Source organism: Acidobacteriota bacterium (assembly GCA_022340665.1).
GTDB lineage: Bacteria > Acidobacteriota > Thermoanaerobaculia > Thermoanaerobaculales > Sulfomarinibacteraceae > Sulfomarinibacter.
The window spans coordinates 1-17,793 of the sequence record JAJDNM010000067.1; the positions used below are offsets into that span (position 1 = coordinate 1).

Genomic DNA, 17,793 nt, shown 5'->3' on the forward strand with positions numbered 1-17,793 from the left:
GAAGGCCACCGATGTGCCTGTGAAGAACATGTGGTAGGTGCCGTCGACCACAATCACGGCTTCGGGCCAACGGTAGAGGCCCGGCCATTCGTCCGCTTCGGCCCCCGGAATCACCGGGTTGCCCTCGTAGGGGACCCACTCTGTCTGCGCAGTCGCGGTCCCCGCCCACATCAGTACGGTCATTCCCAGCGCCACCAGACGTCTCAGAATCATAAGGCCCCCCAGTTCTCGGACGCGATCAAGACACCGTACCGTTGCACGCATCTCATGGAAGCGGTTCTGAAAATTTTCGTTGTCTCGAGACTCCCTCTTCAACCTCGATTCAATTCGGGATTTTGTCAAGGGTACGCATGGCATTGGTGCATTCGCATTGCATTGGCATTGGTGCCACGTTCACCATTGCACTGTTGTCGTCTTGAGGTCCCCATGCGTTCCACGTGCAATTCGACGCATTCTTCACACTGTCGCCGGGAAAAACCAACGACTGTAAATCGCGGACTCCTTCCGTTCTTGCGCGCTGCAGATTGACCACCTATCCTTGCTTGTGAGTAATCTCCAATGGTCCTGGAAGCCGGTCATCGCATCGGCCCGTACGAGGTCGTCGCCCCCGTGGGTGCCGGAGGTATGGGCGAGGTCTACCGCGCTCGCGACACCCGGCTCGATCGAGAGATCGCAGTCAAGGTGCTGCCGGAGGCCGCCGGCGCCGACAAGGTTGCTCGGGAACGCCTTGTGCGTGAGGCGAGAACCGCATCCAAGCTCAACCATCCGCACATCTGCACGATTCACGACGTGGGCGAGGATGACGGACGCATCTACTTCGCCATGGAGCTGGTGTCCGGGCGGACGCTGGCAGATCTGATGACCAGAGGCCCGTTGCCGCTCGAAGAGGTCCTGCTCTACGGTAGCCAGGTGGCCGACGCCCTCGCCCACGCGCACGCCCACGGTATCGTCCACCGGGATCTCAAAAGCGCCAACATCGTCATCACGCCCGAGGGCCGAGCCAAGGTGCTCGACTTCGGCCTCGCGAAGCGCCTCCCGGGCGAGATAGAGGCGGAGGCCACCACGCTCACCGACGACGCGCTGACCGCCGCCGGCGCCGTCGCAGGCACGCCAGCGTACATGGCGCCGGAGCAGCTCCAGGGGAAGCACGCCGATGCCCGCAGCGACATCTGGTCGCTCGGGATCGTGTTGTACGAGTTGGCGGCCGGGAAGCGGCCGTTCTCGGGGCAGACCGGTTACCAGCTGAGCGCCGCGATTCTCAACGACCCGCCGCCACCCCTGCCACCCTCGGTTCCGGGGGCGCTTGGAGCCGTGATCGAACGCTGTCTCGCCAAGGATCCGGGACGCCGGTACCAGGGGGTGGCCGAGCTCCGGGCGGCGTTGGAGGCCATCCGCGAGGGGCAGTCGCCGAGTTTCGGTGCTTGGCGCTACCGCCTTTCGCGGAACCGACGGCTGGCGGGGGGCGTGGTCGCCGCCGGCATCTTGGTTGCGACGCTCGTCACCTTCATGGTGCTCAGGGAGAGCCGCCTGCAAACGGCGGTGGGCGCAGCCGGGGTGCGCTCGCTGGCGGTGCTGCCGCTGGAAAACCTCTCCGGCGATCCCGAGCAGGACTATCTCGCAGCCGGCATCCAGGAGTCTCTGATCACCGACCTCGCCAAGCTCAGTGGTCTGACTAGGGTCATCGCCCGCCCTTCAGTCATGCGGTTTCGAAACAGTGGCCTGCCTCTGTCGCAGATCGCGAAGGAGCTCGGGGTGGACGCCCTGGTGACTGGGTCCGTCCTCCGCGCGGGAGACCGCATCCAGGTGACGGCCCACCTGATCCAGGCTTCGACCGAAAACCAGCTCTGGGCCGACCGCTATGAGCGCCAGTTCCGGGACGTTTTGTCGCTCGGCAACGAAGTTGTCGCCGCCATCACTGAGGCCATCCAGCTGCAGCTGACGCCGCAGGAACAGAGGATAATCGGTACACCGCGCCCGGTCGATCCCGAGGCGTACGAGGCCTACGCCAAAGGCATGCACCTTCTCTACACAAAGAAGGAGGAGAACTTCGCCAAGGGCCTGGCCCTGCTCGAGCAGGCCATCGATGAGGACCCGACTAATCCCCTGCCGTGGGCGGGCCTGGCGCTGGCATACCCCATCATCTACCACGGGCCCGGAGGCAACATCCCGCCGTCGGAGGGCTTCCCGCGCGCACGCGACGCCGCCCTGGAGGCGTTGCGGCTGGACGAGAGCTCGGCTCGCGCCCATCTCGCGCTGGCGGCGATCAAGATGTACCACGACTGGGACTGGGAAGGCGCCGAACGCGAGTTTCAACGCGCGATCGAGCTCAACCCCAACCTCGTCGAGGCCCACGGCCACTACGCCTGGTTCCTCCACCTCTTCGATCGCAACGAGGAGGCCAGGGTGGAGGCCAGGACGGCCCAGCAGCTCGACCCGTTGGCACCCTTTTGGACGTCGATGGTGGCCTGGCTCCACCTCAACCTCGACGAGCTCGAGATGGCGAAACTGGAGGCCGAAAAAGCGCTCGAGATGGACCCGGACCAGCCCGACGCGCTGTTCGTTTTAGCAATGGTGCATGCGGCGCAGGGCGCCGTCGACGAGTCCATAACCGTCGGCCGCAGGCTTGCCGCCATCAACCCCGACTGGCGATTCGGCCTCGCATGGGCGTACGCGATCGCCGGGCGCCGACAGGAAGCGCTCGAGATGGCGGCCGACATGGAGCGCGAGAATTATCCGAAATTCGGCCTCTTCATCTACCACGTTCACGTCCTGCTCGGAAACCAAGACGAGGCGCTGCGTGCAATGGAAGCGGCATTCGAGTACCGGCATATATTTATCCCATGGTCCATTCGGGAATTCCCTTGGAAAGACGATCCTCGGTGGCAGGAGATGAAGAGCCGCCTCCACTTCCCGGAAGGCTGATTCCAACCACACGGGTGCCGCATACCGAATTGATGAATTGAACCGTGGGTTCCGTGTGCAAGGATTCGCCGTTGATGCCCTCAGGTCCCTCCATCCACCGGTGTCAAACCACGATCCCCGGGGCTGCATTGTCTTGCGGTGGTGCGCTACTTGCGGCGGACCCGTTTCCTGGCCTTCTTGACGACCGCTAAGATTTCTCCGAGTCGAAACGGCTTGGTGATGAAATCATAGGCACCCTTGACGAGGGCTTCCCGAGCGCTCTCCAGGGTCCCGTAGCCAGTAATGACGATGACCTCCGAAGCGGGGCACTTCTCTTTGACACGCTCGAGGAAGCCCATGCCGTCGACCCCTTCCATCTTGAGGTCGGTGATGAAGATGTCGAAGCATGTCTGCTCGAGACGGGCCAATGCACTGGCGCTGTCGGTGAACACCTCGACGACGTAGCCGTCGTCTTCAAGCTCCGGTTTCAAACGATCTCCTACGATGGGCTCGTCGTCCAGGACGCAAACGGTTGTCTCTCTCATCTTGAGAACCTCTCTGCCATCTATTCTGGCACGTCCGGCCTGTGGTCGGCCAAGTTGTGAAACCGCTCCGTGAAGTATGCGACATCCTGGTCGCTTTTCAGAAGCACGTCCAGCTGGCGCGTGAACGCGACCAGTCGTCCCATCAGGTGGAGGCCTTCGATGAACTGAGCCTCGGTCAGGTCGATTGCACGTGCAACCACCAGGTCCCCGTTGACAGTCACCTTGAAGCCGGCACGTTCGAGAATTTCCTCCAACATTCGCGCTCGTCGCGATCGACGGATGATGTCGGTGACGCCTCCAACGAAACGAAAAGAGATGAAGTTGCGCTCAGGTCGGGGTCCGGCGCCCGCCTCGATGACGGTGAGGTGATAGCCCAGCGGCAGACTGAGATTGACGTAGTCGCGGGCAAGGATCGCCAGGTTGACGCCGGGCAGCGTGTCACCCAGCACGTCGGTGCTGCGGGTGCGTGTCACACTCGACATGAGGCCCTGGAAGTCGACCGGAACCGGGTCCATGCTCCACGCATTGGGTGAGGTCATCCCCCGCCAGATGGCGCGCATCGGGACCGATGTGATCTGGTCGGGTTCGACGTGGGTCTGAGCTTTGGCTTCGTCGGCGACCCCGCCACCGAGGTCGATCAGAATCAGGTCGAGCGGTAGAGACGCGCGGAGTCTCTTGCCTCCACGCCGCAGGAAGGCGCGTGGATCCTGTCCGATCTGGGCCAGGGCCCGAAATGCCTCCTCGTGCATCAGTCGCATGACGTCGTGAAGCGTGCGGCATCCCGCCGGATTGAAGTTGGGCGCTTCCGGATCCGTCAGTGAAAGGGGGGCGATCTTTCTCAGGATCCGGCGCAGAAGCCGGAATTCGGAGGTGATCTCGAAGGTCGGCTTTTCCAGCAGCTGGTGGTGGAGCAGCCGCTCGACCCGGCCGTCATAGATAATGTTGCGCTCGGCGTCCACCGTCACTACCTGGCCCGGCGTGAGCTGCTCGGTGGCCGAGCCGGTGCCGACGATCGTGGGAACTCTGAATTCGCGTGCAACAGTGGCCAGGTGACCGGTGGCGGTCCCGATGTCCGTCACGATGGCGGAGGCGTTCGGTACGGCCTTGGCCAGCGCGGGTGTTGCGGTGCGGGACACCAGGACCGCACCAACGGGGAACCCGCCGAGGTCGCTCTCGTCGCGCGGGATCCACACCGGACCTGCGCCGATGCCTCGGTAGGCGATGGTCCCGCTGTCGCGCATCACGACCCGGTGCGCACGTGCGATCTCTGACGCATCCGGCCGCGGCACGGTTTCGGTCGTCACCACGTTCATCGGGCGGGCCTGGAGAACCCACAGTTGTCCCGTGAGGTCGATGCTCCATTCCACGTCGAGCGGACGCTTGGCGTATCGCTCGAGGATGAGGCCCGTCTCGACGATTCGAGCGACCTCCCTTGATGATAAGCACGGCGTCTTTTGCAGGCCCGTTGGCACCTCCCGGGGAGGGCCTGGTTCCCCTGGCGCCTGCATCAAGAGCTTCTCGTGGATGTCCTGCTCGATAACCCGGTGAGGTGGCCTGCGCGACGCCCGATAGGTGTCGGCCGCCGCGTCGCCTCCGACCACTGATGTGCCCAGGCCCCAGGTTGCGCTCAGAATGGCTTCCGCCCGCTCCGGCAGGTTCGGATCGAGCGTGTACAGCACTCCTGCCACACGACTCGCCACCATCGATTGATACAGCACCGGCATCGCCATCTCCAGCGAGAACGAGTCGGTCCTCAGCCGGTACTCGAGGCTGGCCTCGTTGTAGAGGCTCGCCAGGACCTTTTTGTATGCCGACAGCAGCTCGTTCTGCCGGACGTCCAGGAACGTGTCGTGGAGACCCGCGAAGCTGAGCTCTCCGTCCTCTCCCAGAGCGCTGGAGCGGACCGAGAAGAGTGACTCCCTGGTGTCCGCGCGACTCAAGGACTCGGCCGCGCTCAACACCTCCCGGCGGACGTTTGGAGGAACCTCTGCCCCGAGAATCGACAGCCGCAGGGCTCGGGAGGCCGACTCGACCGACCGTTCGCCCGCGGCGCAGGCGGTGAGGATGGTGTTGATCGGGTCGAAAAGATCGTTGAACGCGAGATAGTCCCGAAAGCACGCGACCGCCGCCACGAACCCCGGAGCGACATTGATGCGCGGCAGAGACGTGATCCTTGCCAGGTTGGCGGCCTTGTTGCCGACCACATCCTCCAATCCCTCTTCGATTTCCGACAGGGAGTAGAGCCTCCGGCCATCGTGGCTGGAGGGTTTGCCGGCAAGGTCAGCTTCCAACCGACCGACGAGCTTCTCGATGACGGCGTACAGATCCGGATACCGGTTGTCAGTGATGAGGTTGATCGTGTAGGCGCTGCTCCGCACGAGTTCCTGCAGCTTGTCGATGCTTTCTCTCAGGTACCGCTGGTCGAAGACGAATTCGCCACCAAGCTTGCCGTCCATGTCGGCAATGATCTCCATGGCGGCGTTGTTGTTGTTGAGCACCTGCCGAAATCCCTTGAACAGGTCGGCCAGGGGCGCCTGCTTGCCCTCTCTGCGGAGGAAGAGCCTCCTCAGAGCAGCGAGAGAGCGTCGGAGTTCCACCTAGTGTGTCCCGGTCCGCCTGAAGAAGACGCCCATGACCCCGCCGACCGCCAGTGCGATCACGACGCAGAAAATCCCGTACACCAGTCCGTGTTCGAAGGCAAAATCATGAATCGCCTTGATGACGCCCGCCTCGGCAACCTGAAAATCACGCGTTGTAACGCCGATGCTGCCGTCAGTGGAAAGGCCGGTGGCAACGATCTCGTACGCACCGGGCGCAGTCGATGAGGGCAGCAGAAATTCGGCGCGGAAGCTCCTCCTCCCCCCGTTAGGCGAGCCGTAGGTGACTGCTCCGCGGCACTCGTCATACAGGTCCTCAGAGCGTTTCAGCTTCAAGAACTGCTCGAAGATCATCTCCTTGTCGAGGTTTTCCGGTCGGACCGTGAACTTGTTCTCGACGTGCTTGAGGCCGATGCCCAGACCAACAAGCTCTTCCCCCGGACGGACGTCATCGGACGTCAACAGTAAATACAGATGTGGGGCATGCCCGAGCTCGACGCGTTCGACGTTCATCCACAGAGGCCCGACCTTGCCTTTGAGGTGGAAATCGCCCGCTTCCTCCGGACCGAAGACCTCCACCGCAACGTCGACCGATTCGCCGGCCGAGCCGGACAGCGTGACGGTACGGCCGGCGAAGAAGGCGCCGATGCGAAGCTCCTGTGGCGCGATCTCGAACTCGAGGGGTTCCGGACCTGCCGAAACTGAAGCGGGAAGAGCGACCAGCACGAAGCTGACAAGGAGCCGTGTCGCTGTTCTGCTGGTCATGGCTCAGTCTCCTCCGTAGGGGCTCAGCAGCACGTGAGGATGGAGCAGGAGGCCAACAAGCATCTTGAGCATTACCAGCAGCACAAGGGAGGCAAGGAATATCTTCAGCTGGTCGGCTTTGAGCCGTTTGCTGAGCCTGGCGCCAATCTGAGCTCCAACGGTCGAGCCCAACAGAAGCAACAGGGCCAGGACAAAATCAACCGTTCGATTGCTGTGCGCCTGCATGACCGTCACGGTGGCGCAGGTGAAGAGGATCTGGAACAGGCTCGTGCCGACGACGACATGCATCGGCATCCGCAGGAGATAGACCATCACAGGTACCATAATGAACCCGCCACCGACGCCCATGATCGCTGCCAGGACTCCGACAAATGCCCCGAGAAAGAGGGGAACGAGAGGTGAAAGGACAATACCCGAACGCTCGAAGGTCGTCTTGAACGGGAGAGTGCGGACCAGCCGCGCGTAGACGCTCCCCTTGGACCCGGACGGAGCCGCACTCTCTTTCCCGGCCGACCTCAGTCCCTGGAGGCTCTCGAGAAACATGTAACTGCCGACCGTACCGAGCATCACGACGTAGGTGATCTGGATCAGGAAGTCGGCGTGCCCGAGCTGCCGAAGGACCTTGATGATCTGCACGCCGCCGAATCCGCCGACAACGCCGCCGATCAGGAGATACAGGCCCATTCTGAAGTCGACATTGCCGAGACGATAGTGTGCGAGAGTTCCGGAAGCTGATGCCGCAACGATTTGGTTGGAGTCCGAAGCCGCAGCCACCGTCGGCGGAATACCGATCATGATCAGCAGAGGAGTCATGAGGAAACCTCCGCCCACCCCGAACAGACCCGACAGCAAACCGACGACAAACCCCAGTCCGACGATTACGGGCAGGAGCACACTGTGCTGAGCTATCGGCAGGTAGATGTGCCAAGACATGAGCAGCCCTTTCCTTGAGATATTTCGATCCAGATCGCGGCCCGTGCGCTCGATCCGCACGACTCGTGGCCCAAGCGGGCCTCGTCCCCGCGAGCCCCTCCGTCCGCCGACCGCGGACGGGCCGCGTTACCGGAAGCCATCGACGACAGAAGGCCGGTTGTCGGGCTCATGCCTCTGGTCCGGGGTCGATTTCCCCGACGGCCGGAAGAACGATGGTGAACGTGGTCCCTTCGCCGGTCCGGCTTTTGACCGAGATCCGGCCACCGTGCTTTTTGATGATGCCGAAGCTCACCGACAGCCCGAGCCCGGTTCCCTTGCCGACCTCCTTGGTTGTGAAGAATGGGTCGAAGATACGCGACAGATCTTCTTCCGGAATGCCGATGCCGGTATCTTCGAACTCGATGAGGATCCGATCCTCGGTCTCCCTTCGGCCGCGCACGGTCAGGTCTCCCCCATCCTCCATCGCGTGCACCGCGTTGGTGATCAGGTTCAAGAACACTTGCTGGAGCCCCTGCCGACTGCCGACGATATGGGGGAGGTCGTCCGCGATCTCGTCGTGAAGAGAAACCCGGGAAAGTGCCAGGTGATTTTCGGAGATCTGGAGCGACTCCCGCAACAGCGCAGCGATATCAAGCTCCTCGTGACCCACCGAATGAGCACGCGAAAACTCGAGCAGATTCTTGACGATTTCGCTCGCCCTCAGAGCCTGATCGAGGACATCGCGCATCATTGCCGCACAGTGGTCCGTCGTCAACCCCTGCCGGCGATTGACGACGTCGGCGGTCAGGACGATGTTGTTGATCGGATTGTTGAGCTCGTGCGCCACGCCGGAGACGAGCGTACCGAGGGACGCGATCTTTCGCGAGTGGATGATCTGCTCCTCTCGCGCCTCGAGCTCTTGCGCCATGCGGTTGAAGGCTTCGACCAGGTAGTCAACCCTGGTCTTCGACGTGCCGTAGGGGATCGGGCTGTAGTCGCCACGCGCCACCTTTTCTGTGGCCTCCTGGATCATCGCCAGGGGTCGAACGACCTTGAGAATCGTCATTCGCGCCAACGCCATGAAGAGGAGGATCATCGCCCCCATGGTGATGACCGGCCAGCGCAGCGCGTTGCTCGCCGCCACCGCGACCTGCCGCCGTTGACTCCGCATCAGCTGCTCGGTTTCCTCGACGATTTGTTGGCCGGTGTTGCGGAGATCTTTCAGCGTCCGGTCGTCAAGCTTCGTCGCGGGATTGAACCGCAATAGCTCTGCCAGAGAACTGTAATCGTCCAAACCCTTTCGAATCGTCTCGATCTGTTCCGCCGCGACCGCATCCCTTATCTGGTCGGGGGCTTCCGAGACCAGCGTCTTGGCCCGTTGCAGGTGTGCGTGGATCGAGTCGACGCTGTCGCTGTCGTGATAGAGGAGGAAGTTCTTCTCGTACCGTCTGATCTCGAGCACGTTTTCGTACAGCTCTTCGATCATCTCGAGGTCGAGCAGGTGATGGTTGAAGTTGGTGATCTCGAAATAGACAACGGTGATGTTGACGATGAAAATGAAAATTCCGAGGAAGATGAACAGATTGAAACGGCTCTGAAGAGTCATACGCCCCCCCCACCAATGTGGAGGTCGTACGCACGCTGCTCCATTCGACAATCAGAGGCGGATCCCACGGACGCGCATGTCAGCGTCGACACGTCCGCACCCTCGCTCCAACGGATGAAGCTCGACGCCAGCCGGCGCGCATGCGGTCGCCAAGGAATACCCGCCCTGGATCGCTTCTTCGCATCTCCATTCCCGCCTCACACAGCGCTCCGATCAGCATGATCTGCGACTCGACGCACCCCGCCGCTTCAAGCGAGGATAGCACGGTGCAGGAGTCAAACCCCAAGCGGTTCGAACTTGAGACTCGGGACAACTCGCATGGTCAATTCATGAGCCCAGGCAGTACCATGCACATGCCCTTTCGTGGGTGCCGTGGTGATCCAATGCACGGCGAATGCACCTGTGAATGTGTCAATTCGACGAGCGCCACCGTATGCTTCAGTCAACCGAATCCGAGACTGTCGGATAGACACGAGCCCTAGCAAGGAGGTCAGGATGGCACCGCTCCGAAAACACGACATGCTCGCAAGAGCAGCGACGACAGATGAAATCAAAATGGTGTGGGAAGATCGCTGGCACGGAATCGTCGTCTCCCTGAATACCGTCTACTCACCTTCGGATGTCGAGGGCATCTGTCTCGTCGACCAGCTCGATGATCTGGTCGGGTTGGTGACGTATCACGTAGATGGGCCGGCAGGCCAGATCGTGACCCTCGATACAATCGTCCGTGGCCGCGGGTTTGGCCGACGGCTTCTCGAGGTCGCAGAGAACAAATTCCACACCCTCGGCCTCGGCCGAGCCTGGGCGTTGATGACCAACGACAATCTGCGCGCGGCTGGGCTGTATCTCTCGAGGGGCTATCGATTGGTACGGGTACACCTGGATGCGGTCGACCGGGTGCGCGAGCACAAGCCCAAACTGCCCGATAAGGGATACGAAGGCATTCCCATCCGTGATTTGTGGGAGTTCGAGAAGCTGGGGCCTCTCGGGATACCAGCTCCCTGAGATCCGTCGGTGCGACCTGTTGCAGGTTCGAGGAGTTGACAACCGTCGATTGACTTCATAGAATCCCAAGATTAATGCATATTTATGCATGAATTTTGGGATGACATCGTGAACAAGCAAGCTCGACTCGACACCATCATCGACATCCTCAGTAGCCACCCGGTGGACGGCCAACAGAAGTTGCAGACATTGCTCGAAGGCCGCGGATTTGCGGTCTCGCAGTCGAGCCTTTCAAGGGATCTGAAGCAGCTCGGTGTGCAACGCCAGCGAACCACCGACGGGCTCTTTGCCTACGTCGTGCCGGTGGACAAGCCACCAGCTACATCGGAGGAGGCATTTCGACTGAGGTTCCGCACCTCGGTCACAGGAGTTCGCCGGGTGGAGTTCCTGGTCCTGATTTTCACACCGCCGGGCGAGGCCCAGCTGGTCGGGCGATTGCTGGACTCGGCTTCCCTCCCCGGTCTGGCGGGTACCCTCGCCGGAGATGACACGGTCATTTGCGTCGCCGCAAGCGCTTCCGAGGCTCGAAGCCTCGAGTCCCGCTTCACGAAGATGCTCGGCTGAGTTTCCAGCCACGGGATCCGCCATTTCGACCAACCCCGGCCCTGCGGTACGCATATCAGGTGGTCCGGCCATCACCATGTCGCCGCCCGGCCTTCTCGTTTGAAACAGAGGAGCTTTCATGAGCCCGTACAGCCATAACCTCAGCGTCGTCAAATCCGGCACCGGCACGCAACCCAGTCACAGCCTGCTCTCGGCGTTGGCCGCCGACCATTCGGTCCATCCCGAGCGGCTCAACGCGACCCTTGCCAGAATCGGCGAGGTGCTCGAAATCGTCAACGGCGGCGAGGCCTCGACTGCAGAGCTTTTCCACCGGTGCCGGGAGGCTGCCGGTCACGAACACGGCCTCAACCAACCCATGTCTCCGGAGTCCGCGCTCACCGTTGGAGCGGTGTTGACGACCGGACTCGATTCAGGCCAGCTCGAGTACCTCACCGAGCTGCTCTGGCAGAGCGAGCTCTCCACGGACGAGGTGATCGATCTGCACAAGCGCTTCAAGATCCCGGTCTCCCACCTCGAGGACGATTTGCTGCCGGTGAAGGGCGACGGTGCGCTGATCACCGACTCGAAAGGCGCGGTCTACATCGACCTCGATTCCAACTACAGCGCCACCAACCTCGGCAACGCGAACTCCGAGATCGCGCTCGGTCTGTACAACCAGGCGAGCCTGCTCGTGTCCCAGAAGGAGGACCGCATCCAGGTGGCGAGGGCCCGCTTCCTCAAAGAGTTCCAGGGCATGCTGCCCGCCGGTCTCGAATGCTTCTACTGGCAGAACTCCGGCGGCGAAGCGGTCGACAAATCGCTCAAGATCGCCAAGGCCTTCACCGGCAACACCGGCGTGATCGCCTTCGAAGGGGGATTTCACGGTCGAACCCACGGCGCGGTGGCGGTGACCCACAACCCGGCGTACCGCGTACCGTTCGGTCTCGATGACGTGCCGTGGGTGCATTTCGCTGCATTCGGCGACCTCGAGGCGGTCGAATCGATCCTCGCCTCTGGAGCGGCAAAGACCGTCATTCTGGAGCTGGTTCAGGGCGAAGAAGCTGGCATCCGGCCGGCCGGAGAGGCCTTCGCGCAGGGCCTCCGCAGCCTCTGCGATCAGCACGGGGCGTTGCTCATCGCCGACGAGGTCCAGACCGGATTCGGTCGCGTTGCTGACGGCCCGGACACCTGGTTCGCATCTCAACGCTTCGGTATCACGCCGGACATCATCGCCATCGGCAAGTCCTTCGGCGGCGGTTACCCGGTGACCGCGGTGGTCACGACCCAGGAAGTTTCCGCGGCCATGAAGGGCGGCTACGACGGCTCGACCTTCGGCGGCAATCCGATGGCCATGACCGCGGCTCTCATCGCCACACGCCAGATGAAATCGCTCGACCTCCCGGCGTGCTCCCATGCGCGGGGTCTGCAGATCGAGGCAGCATTGAACGCGCTCGGCTCGCCACGAGTCAAGGGATGGCGAGTGCTCGGCCTGATGGTGGGCATCGATCTCGAGAGTCCGGAGGCCGTGAGCACGGTGCAGAAGGCGATGATCGAGCGGGGCGTGCACTCCTCTCTCTCGACCGGCGCCACCATGCGGTGGATGCCACCGCTCGTGATCACCGAGGATCAGGTCGACAAGGTCATGCACGCTTTCGCCTGCGCCGTCGAAGAGATCTAGGCTCGAATCCCGGTCCACGGACTCGCCACGCGGAAGGAACAATTGTGAAAATCGTTCTCGCATACTCGGGAGGACTCGACACGTCGGTCATCCTGCACTGGCTCAAACAGACCTACAACGCCGAGGTCATCGCCTACACCGCGAACGTCGGGCAACTCGGTGAGAACATGGGCAAGATCCGTGAGGCGGCACTGGAAACCGGGGCGGCCGAGGCCATCGTCGAGGACCTCCAGGAGGAGTTCGTGCGCGATTGCGTCTTTCCCGCGCTGCGCGCGAATGGGGTCTACGAATGGTACTACCTGATGGGCACGGCCCTCGCCCGGCCAGTGATCGCCCGCGGGCTGGTGAACGCCGCCAGCCGATTCGGAGCCGACACCATTGCACACGGTGCCACCGGAAAGGGCAACGACCAGGTGAGGTTCGAGCTCTCCGCCTACGCCCTCAAACCCGAGATCAAGATCGTCGCTCCCTGGAGAGAGTGGGACCTCAACGGGCGGAGCGATCTGTTGGCATACGCCAAAGAGAACGGCGTTCCAATCCCTGCAGCGCCGAAGCCCGCATACTCGATGGACGCGAACCTGTTGCACGTCTCCTACGAGGGCGGCGTGCTCGAGGACCCATGGTCCAAGCCGCCCGAGGGTATGTTCCGCATGACCAACGACCCGGTGGCCACACCGGGTACCCCGGAGACCGTCACCGTCACGTTTTCGAACGGGAACCCGGTAGCGGTAGACGGTCGCGAGCTCGATCCCGTGTCGCTGTTGGACAACCTCAATCGAATTGGCGGCAGGAACGGCGTCGGCCGCATCGATATCGTGGAAAACCGGTTTCTCGGAATGAAGAGCCGCGGTGTTTACGAGACACCGGGCGGGACCATTCTCCATCACGCCCACCGGGCAGTGGAATCCATCACTCTCGATCGCGAGGTGCAGCACCTCCGCGACGAGCTGGTGCCCCGCTATGCCGAGATGGTCTACAACGGTCTCTGGTTCAGCCCCGAGCGGGAGGCCCTGCAATCGTTCATGGACGCGGTCCAGGAGCGAGTCAACGGCGAGGCGCGGCTCACGCTCTTCAAGGGCAACGTTTCAGTTGAAGGCCGTAGATCGTCATCCCACACGCTCTACGACGAAGCAGTGGCCACTTTCGAGGCCGACGAGGTATTCGACCAGGCAGACGCCGCCGGTTTCATCCGGCTCAATGCCCTGCGACTTCGGACCCTCGGCAGCCGACGGATCGGGGAGGGGGAATGAGCCAATCGGCACCTCCCCGTGGGGTGCCAGATATCACATTCGAAGCCACCACCGAGAAGCTGCGGGGCGAGGAGGTGGTAACCTCCGAACTTGGCGGCAATATGACCCCGGGATTCACAGAGGCCCGGTTCTACTGTGATCCAGGTTCACAAAGAAGATTTCAGGAAGAAAAAGATGCCAAAGAATTTTGCGCCGAAGATCATAACGTTGATATTCTTCCTTTTGTTCGTCTCCTCCAACACAATCCAGGCTGCTGGAGTGACAGAATTCAATCTGATCCTCCATCCGAAGATGAACTCTAAAACTGCCTTTTCTGGAAGACTGTATTTATTGCTGGAACGAGATCCATACGTTTTGCCGATGGATCGTTCAAGACCGTCAAACACGTCTCCGTGGTTTTCGAAAAATATACAATCCTGGAAATCAAACACGAGTCTGAAGATCGATAGTGGACTTTTGGGATATCCGTACTCACTGGAGAACTTGCCGGAAGGACCGTATCTGGCGCAGGCAGTGTTCGACATCAATGAACATGAACCCGGCTTTTCAAACCAAGAGGGAAACCTTTTCTCCAGACCGATAGCCATATATGTAAATAACGAAGAAAACTGCGTATTCAACTTCACCCTCGACCAGACAACCCAAGATCGACCTCTGAAGGAAACTCCATTCCTCTTATCCATGATTTTGAAAAGTAGAATTCTGACCGTATTCAATGGTTATCCCACCTACCTCAAGGCCGCCGTCCACCTGCCGGCGGGTTATTATTCGGATGCGCGCGACGATTACCCGATCATCTTTCTCCTGCCTGGTTTTGGTACCACCTACGACAAAGCATTCGACGATAATTTCCAAAGGAAAAGATATGGAATATCGAGCCACGGGAAGGATATAGTCTTCGTATTTCTGGATCAGACGTGTCGGTTGGGCAACCATGTCTGGACAGATTCCGAAAACAATGGTCCCTGGGGCAGGGCTTTCATCGAAGAGCTCATTCCTCACATCGGCAAAATTTACCGGGTCAGCAGGGATCCCGAAAAGCGTTTTCTGCTTGGACAGTCTTCAGGCGCATGGGCCGGGCTGTGGCTGCAAATCAATTACCCCAATGAATTCGGCGGAGTCTGGGCGCTTTCTCCTGACCCCATTGATTTCACTTCGTTCTTGGGGGTCAATATCTATTCAGAGAAGAGCAATCTATATCAACCATCGAATCCCAGAGAAATCCAACGAAATATACAACTTTCAAAGATCGATCAATTATTCGAATCCGGCTGGGCTCTGAGCACATTTGAAGCTGTTTTCAGTCCAAGAAATGAAAACGGTGAACCGCAGAAATTGTGGAATCGAACAACTGGTGAAATAGATGCAGAGGTTGCCAGATTCTGGGCGAAGTATGACATCCATAGAATCATCAAGAAAAGCTGGACACAATTGTTGCCGACTATCAAGGATAAAATTCATATTTATGTTGCAGATGACGATCCATTTGGCCTCGATGTACCAGTTCAAATGCTTCAAGAAACAATCAAAAATAGAGACCTTGATGGAATTGAAGCTACAGTTTTACCAAGGGGAGGGCATGATCTCTGGTCGGATGAAATAAGGGAAGAGATTTACGCCGTAATCGATTCCAAAATTGAAGAATGAGAATGGAATAACTACGCTGCGCATGAACACCGCGTTCACATTGAATGGCTGTCACGTTCGCAAGTGCGCCGATGTCGCATAGAGGTGGAATTTTGGATTCGACCATCGAACCCGGAAGTCACAGGGAGAAAGGGAATGAATCGAAACCGGCCTTCCAAGATTGGTTTGCTTGTGGTCATCGCGGTTGCATGGCCGTGGTCTTCTGAGGTCATCGCCGGCGACTGCCCTTCAGACATGGTCGCAGTCGAAGCTTTTTGCATTGATCTCTATGAGGCGCCGAATACCAACGCCGGGTCACCGTTGGTGATGTACACCTTTGACGAAGCCGAGGTGTGGTGCCAGGCGCGAGGGCGCAGGTTGTGCTATGACGACGAGTGGACTAGAGCGTGCGAGGGCCCCTCCGGGCTGTCCTACCCGTACGGCAACAATCACGTACCGGGTCTGTGCAATGACGACGAGGCCTGGTTGGCGTACAACCAAACGCTGCTGAATCAGTGGCCAATGGGTGTTAGCGATCCCGATGTGGACTCCTTCGCTGAGCTTCTCGCCGCGGCGCGTGCAGTTTCTGCTTCCGCCGCCTCCTCCGCCGATCACGTCGAGACGCTCTACCAGGCCGAGCCGGCAGGCTCGAATGTGGGCTGCATCAGCAGCGATGGCGTCATTGACCTCTGCGGCAATGCGGAGGAGTGGACACGTCGCCGCGACGGTGGGGCCCCCGGTTTCAGCGGCAACCTCAAGGGACGGTACTGGGCCGAGGCGAGAACCTGTCAGCAGAATGTGACGGGCCACGGTGACTCCTTCCGGTTCTACGAACTCGGCTTCCGTTGCTGCCTCGATATTGGCACCGTTTTCTCCGATGGCTTCGAGTCCGGTAACACTGATCTGTGGAGTACGACCTCTCCAGGCTGATTGGCACCCGACGCGTCAACACATGGCTAACACGGGTGTGCTGGTGTCACACAGTCGTGCCTCGTTCGCACACGTCGCTGTGCGAGCTGAGGAGATCAATCCCGAAGGTCACCGCCTGCTACCAGACGGGTCACTCCTCGGGCGGCTCCTCCAGCCGGGAGTAGTGGTGGCCAGAGGTTCCGGCCCGGCGCATGACCAGGCCGGTCACGGTTCCGTCGTTCGCCCTCCGGAACTCGATCTCGAGGCTCTGGGGTGGCAGGACGTAGAGGTCCGGCTCGCTGGTCGGCTCGAGTTTGAATGGTGGGTACTCGTTGATCTGCCCGATCGCCGAGCCGTCCTGGACGGCCACCGTGAGGACGAGATTGGGCGAAACGTCGAGCGCGTACTTACCGACGAGCTCCTCGAGCTGCCCGGGCCTGGCGTCGGCCAGTGTCCGCCGCACCAGGAATCCGGGCCAGCCGTATTCCTGCGCGATGGCGGCCATCAGCTCCTGCTGCAGATTCATTCCCCCACCCGAACTCGCCATGACAATCGCGCCCTGGCCGGTGTTCGGATAGAAGACGAGGTTGCAGATGAAGCCCGGCATGCCGCCGCTGTGTCGTGCCTGCAAGGCCGGTCCTTCTCCGGAGACGAAGATACCGAGACCCTCGTCGTCGACCTGTGGTGTCAGGAACTCGCGCGCGAGTGCCGGAGAGATCAACGTGTCACTGTCGCCATTCCACGCGCGCACCACTTCGACCACCATCAGCGCGAGGTCGGTTGGCGTGGACCACAGGCCTCCGGTGGCGCCTGGGGCGATGTCGGCCTTGTCGTCCATCGGAACCGGGACGCGGCCGGACCCGTCGTCCGAGCGCTCGAGCGAATGGCCGTAGGGGGCGGTGGCGAGCACCTCCGGTGCGAGCGGTTCGTCGAAGGTGCTGCGGGTCATTCCGAGCGGCCCGAACATCTCTCGCTGAGCCAGCTTGTGCAGGGAGAGACCGGACACATCCTCGAGGATGAGCTGCAGCACGCAGTACCCGGCGTTCGAGTAGGCGTGCCGCGAACCGGGCACAGACTCGACGGTCACGGCTGGCCAATCGCGAATTCCACCCGCGAGCAGCTCGGCCATGCCCGGCAGCGGCGCCTCGCTGCGAGGGATCCCGTACGCGAATGGCGTGAACCCGGCCTGGTGAGTGAGGACGTGAAAGAGCGTCACCGGCTGCTTTCGGGTGAACTCATTGTCGGGCACCTTCCAGGACTTGAGGACCTGGTTGACCGGTTGGTCGAGCGCGAGCTTGTCTTCGCCGACGAGAGACAGCGTCAGCAGCGCCGCCACCGGCTTGCTCACCGAGCCCGCCTGGAAGATCGTTTCGGTCGTGACCTCCTGCTCGCCACCCGCCTCGACCACACCCCAGGCTCGCGCCCACGACAACTCGCCGTCGTCGATCACGGCGAC

14 protein-coding genes are annotated in these 17,793 nt (G+C 61.0%); 7 read left to right on the forward strand and 7 right to left on the reverse strand.

Annotation, left to right across the window (positions count from 1 at the left end; genetic code table 11):
- Positions 1-213: hypothetical protein (locus LJE93_08555; protein MCG6948946.1), on the reverse strand; the 213-nt coding region annotated here is incomplete at its 3' end.
- Between the two features lie 345 nt (positions 214-558).
- Between LJE93_08555 and LJE93_08560 the strand changes: the two genes are divergently transcribed.
- Positions 559-2,922, forward strand: coding sequence for a protein kinase (locus LJE93_08560; GenBank protein MCG6948947.1), 2,364 nt, complete (start codon positions 559-561; stop codon positions 2,920-2,922).
- A gap of 146 nt (positions 2,923-3,068) precedes the next feature.
- Here the strand turns inward: LJE93_08560 and LJE93_08565 are convergent, their stop codons facing one another.
- From LJE93_08565 to LJE93_08585, 5 genes are all read right to left on the reverse strand, one after another.
- Entirely contained in the window at positions 3,069-3,446 is a 378-nt protein-coding gene (locus tag LJE93_08565; protein ID MCG6948948.1) for a response regulator, read from the reverse strand.
- A gap of 20 nt (positions 3,447-3,466) precedes the next feature.
- Positions 3,467-6,043 (reverse strand): hypothetical protein, encoded by a 2,577-nt coding sequence (locus LJE93_08570; protein MCG6948949.1) that lies wholly within the window; start codon positions 6,041-6,043, stop codon positions 3,467-3,469.
- Entirely contained in the window at positions 6,044-6,808 is a 765-nt protein-coding gene (locus LJE93_08575) for a TIGR02186 family protein (GenBank protein MCG6948950.1), read from the reverse strand.
- Positions 6,809-6,811: 3 nt separating this feature from the next.
- Positions 6,812-7,741 carry a sulfite exporter TauE/SafE family protein gene (locus tag LJE93_08580; GenBank protein MCG6948951.1) on the reverse strand — a complete coding sequence of 310 codons (930 nt, stop codon included), beginning with the start codon at positions 7,739-7,741 and terminating at the stop codon, positions 6,812-6,814.
- Between the two features lie 166 nt (positions 7,742-7,907).
- Positions 7,908-9,326 carry a HAMP domain-containing histidine kinase gene (locus LJE93_08585; protein ID MCG6948952.1) on the reverse strand — a complete coding sequence of 473 codons (1,419 nt, stop codon included), beginning with the start codon at positions 9,324-9,326 and terminating at the stop codon, positions 7,908-7,910.
- Positions 9,327-9,821: 495 nt separating this feature from the next.
- Between LJE93_08585 and LJE93_08590 the strand changes: the two genes are divergently transcribed.
- The 6 genes from LJE93_08590 (at position 9,822) to LJE93_08615 (ending at position 16,358) form a co-directional block, all read left to right on the forward strand.
- Positions 9,822-10,331, forward strand: coding sequence for a GNAT family N-acetyltransferase (locus LJE93_08590; protein ID MCG6948953.1), 510 nt, complete (start codon positions 9,822-9,824; stop codon positions 10,329-10,331).
- Between the two features lie 108 nt (positions 10,332-10,439).
- Positions 10,440-10,895, forward strand: coding sequence for an arginine repressor (locus LJE93_08595; protein MCG6948954.1), 456 nt, complete (start codon positions 10,440-10,442; stop codon positions 10,893-10,895).
- 118 nt (positions 10,896-11,013) lie between these two features.
- A complete protein-coding gene (locus tag LJE93_08600) occupies positions 11,014-12,552 on the forward strand; it encodes an aminotransferase class III-fold pyridoxal phosphate-dependent enzyme (protein MCG6948955.1) in 1,539 nt (512 codons plus the stop codon).
- A gap of 44 nt (positions 12,553-12,596) precedes the next feature.
- Positions 12,597-13,802, forward strand: a complete 1,206-nt coding sequence (locus tag LJE93_08605; protein ID MCG6948956.1) for an argininosuccinate synthase — start codon at positions 12,597-12,599, stop codon at positions 13,800-13,802.
- Between the two features lie 174 nt (positions 13,803-13,976).
- Positions 13,977-15,449, forward strand: a complete 1,473-nt coding sequence (locus LJE93_08610; protein ID MCG6948957.1) for a hypothetical protein — start codon at positions 13,977-13,979, stop codon at positions 15,447-15,449.
- 135 nt (positions 15,450-15,584) lie between these two features.
- Positions 15,585-16,358 carry an SUMF1/EgtB/PvdO family nonheme iron enzyme gene (locus tag LJE93_08615; GenBank protein MCG6948958.1) on the forward strand — a complete coding sequence of 258 codons (774 nt, stop codon included), beginning with the start codon at positions 15,585-15,587 and terminating at the stop codon, positions 16,356-16,358.
- 130 nt (positions 16,359-16,488) lie between these two features.
- Here the strand turns inward: LJE93_08615 and LJE93_08620 are convergent.
- Positions 16,489-17,793 (reverse strand): beta-lactamase family protein (locus tag LJE93_08620; protein MCG6948959.1); only part of this gene is annotated, 1,305 nt, incomplete at its 5' end.

Excerpts from the sequence above, each read along its gene's own strand:
- LJE93_08560 (MCG6948947.1), top strand. The coding sequence starts at position 559 with ATGGTCCTGGAAGCCGGTCATCGCATCGGCCCGTACGAGGTCGTCGCC.
- LJE93_08565 (MCG6948948.1), bottom strand. The coding sequence starts at position 3,446 with ATGAGAGAGACAACCGTTTGCGTCCTGGACGACGAGCCCATCGTAGGA.
- LJE93_08575 (MCG6948950.1), bottom strand. The coding sequence starts at position 6,808 with ATGACCAGCAGAACAGCGACACGGCTCCTTGTCAGCTTCGTGCTGGTC.
- LJE93_08580 (MCG6948951.1), bottom strand. The coding sequence starts at position 7,741 with ATGTCTTGGCACATCTACCTGCCGATAGCTCAGCACAGTGTGCTCCTG.
- LJE93_08585 (MCG6948952.1), bottom strand. The coding sequence starts at position 9,326 with ATGACTCTTCAGAGCCGTTTCAATCTGTTCATCTTCCTCGGAATTTTC.
- LJE93_08590 (MCG6948953.1), top strand. The coding sequence starts at position 9,822 with ATGGCACCGCTCCGAAAACACGACATGCTCGCAAGAGCAGCGACGACA.
- LJE93_08600 (MCG6948955.1), top strand. The coding sequence starts at position 11,014 with ATGAGCCCGTACAGCCATAACCTCAGCGTCGTCAAATCCGGCACCGGC.
- LJE93_08610 (MCG6948957.1), top strand. The coding sequence starts at position 13,977 with ATGCCAAAGAATTTTGCGCCGAAGATCATAACGTTGATATTCTTCCTT.
- LJE93_08615 (MCG6948958.1), top strand. The coding sequence starts at position 15,585 with ATGAATCGAAACCGGCCTTCCAAGATTGGTTTGCTTGTGGTCATCGCG.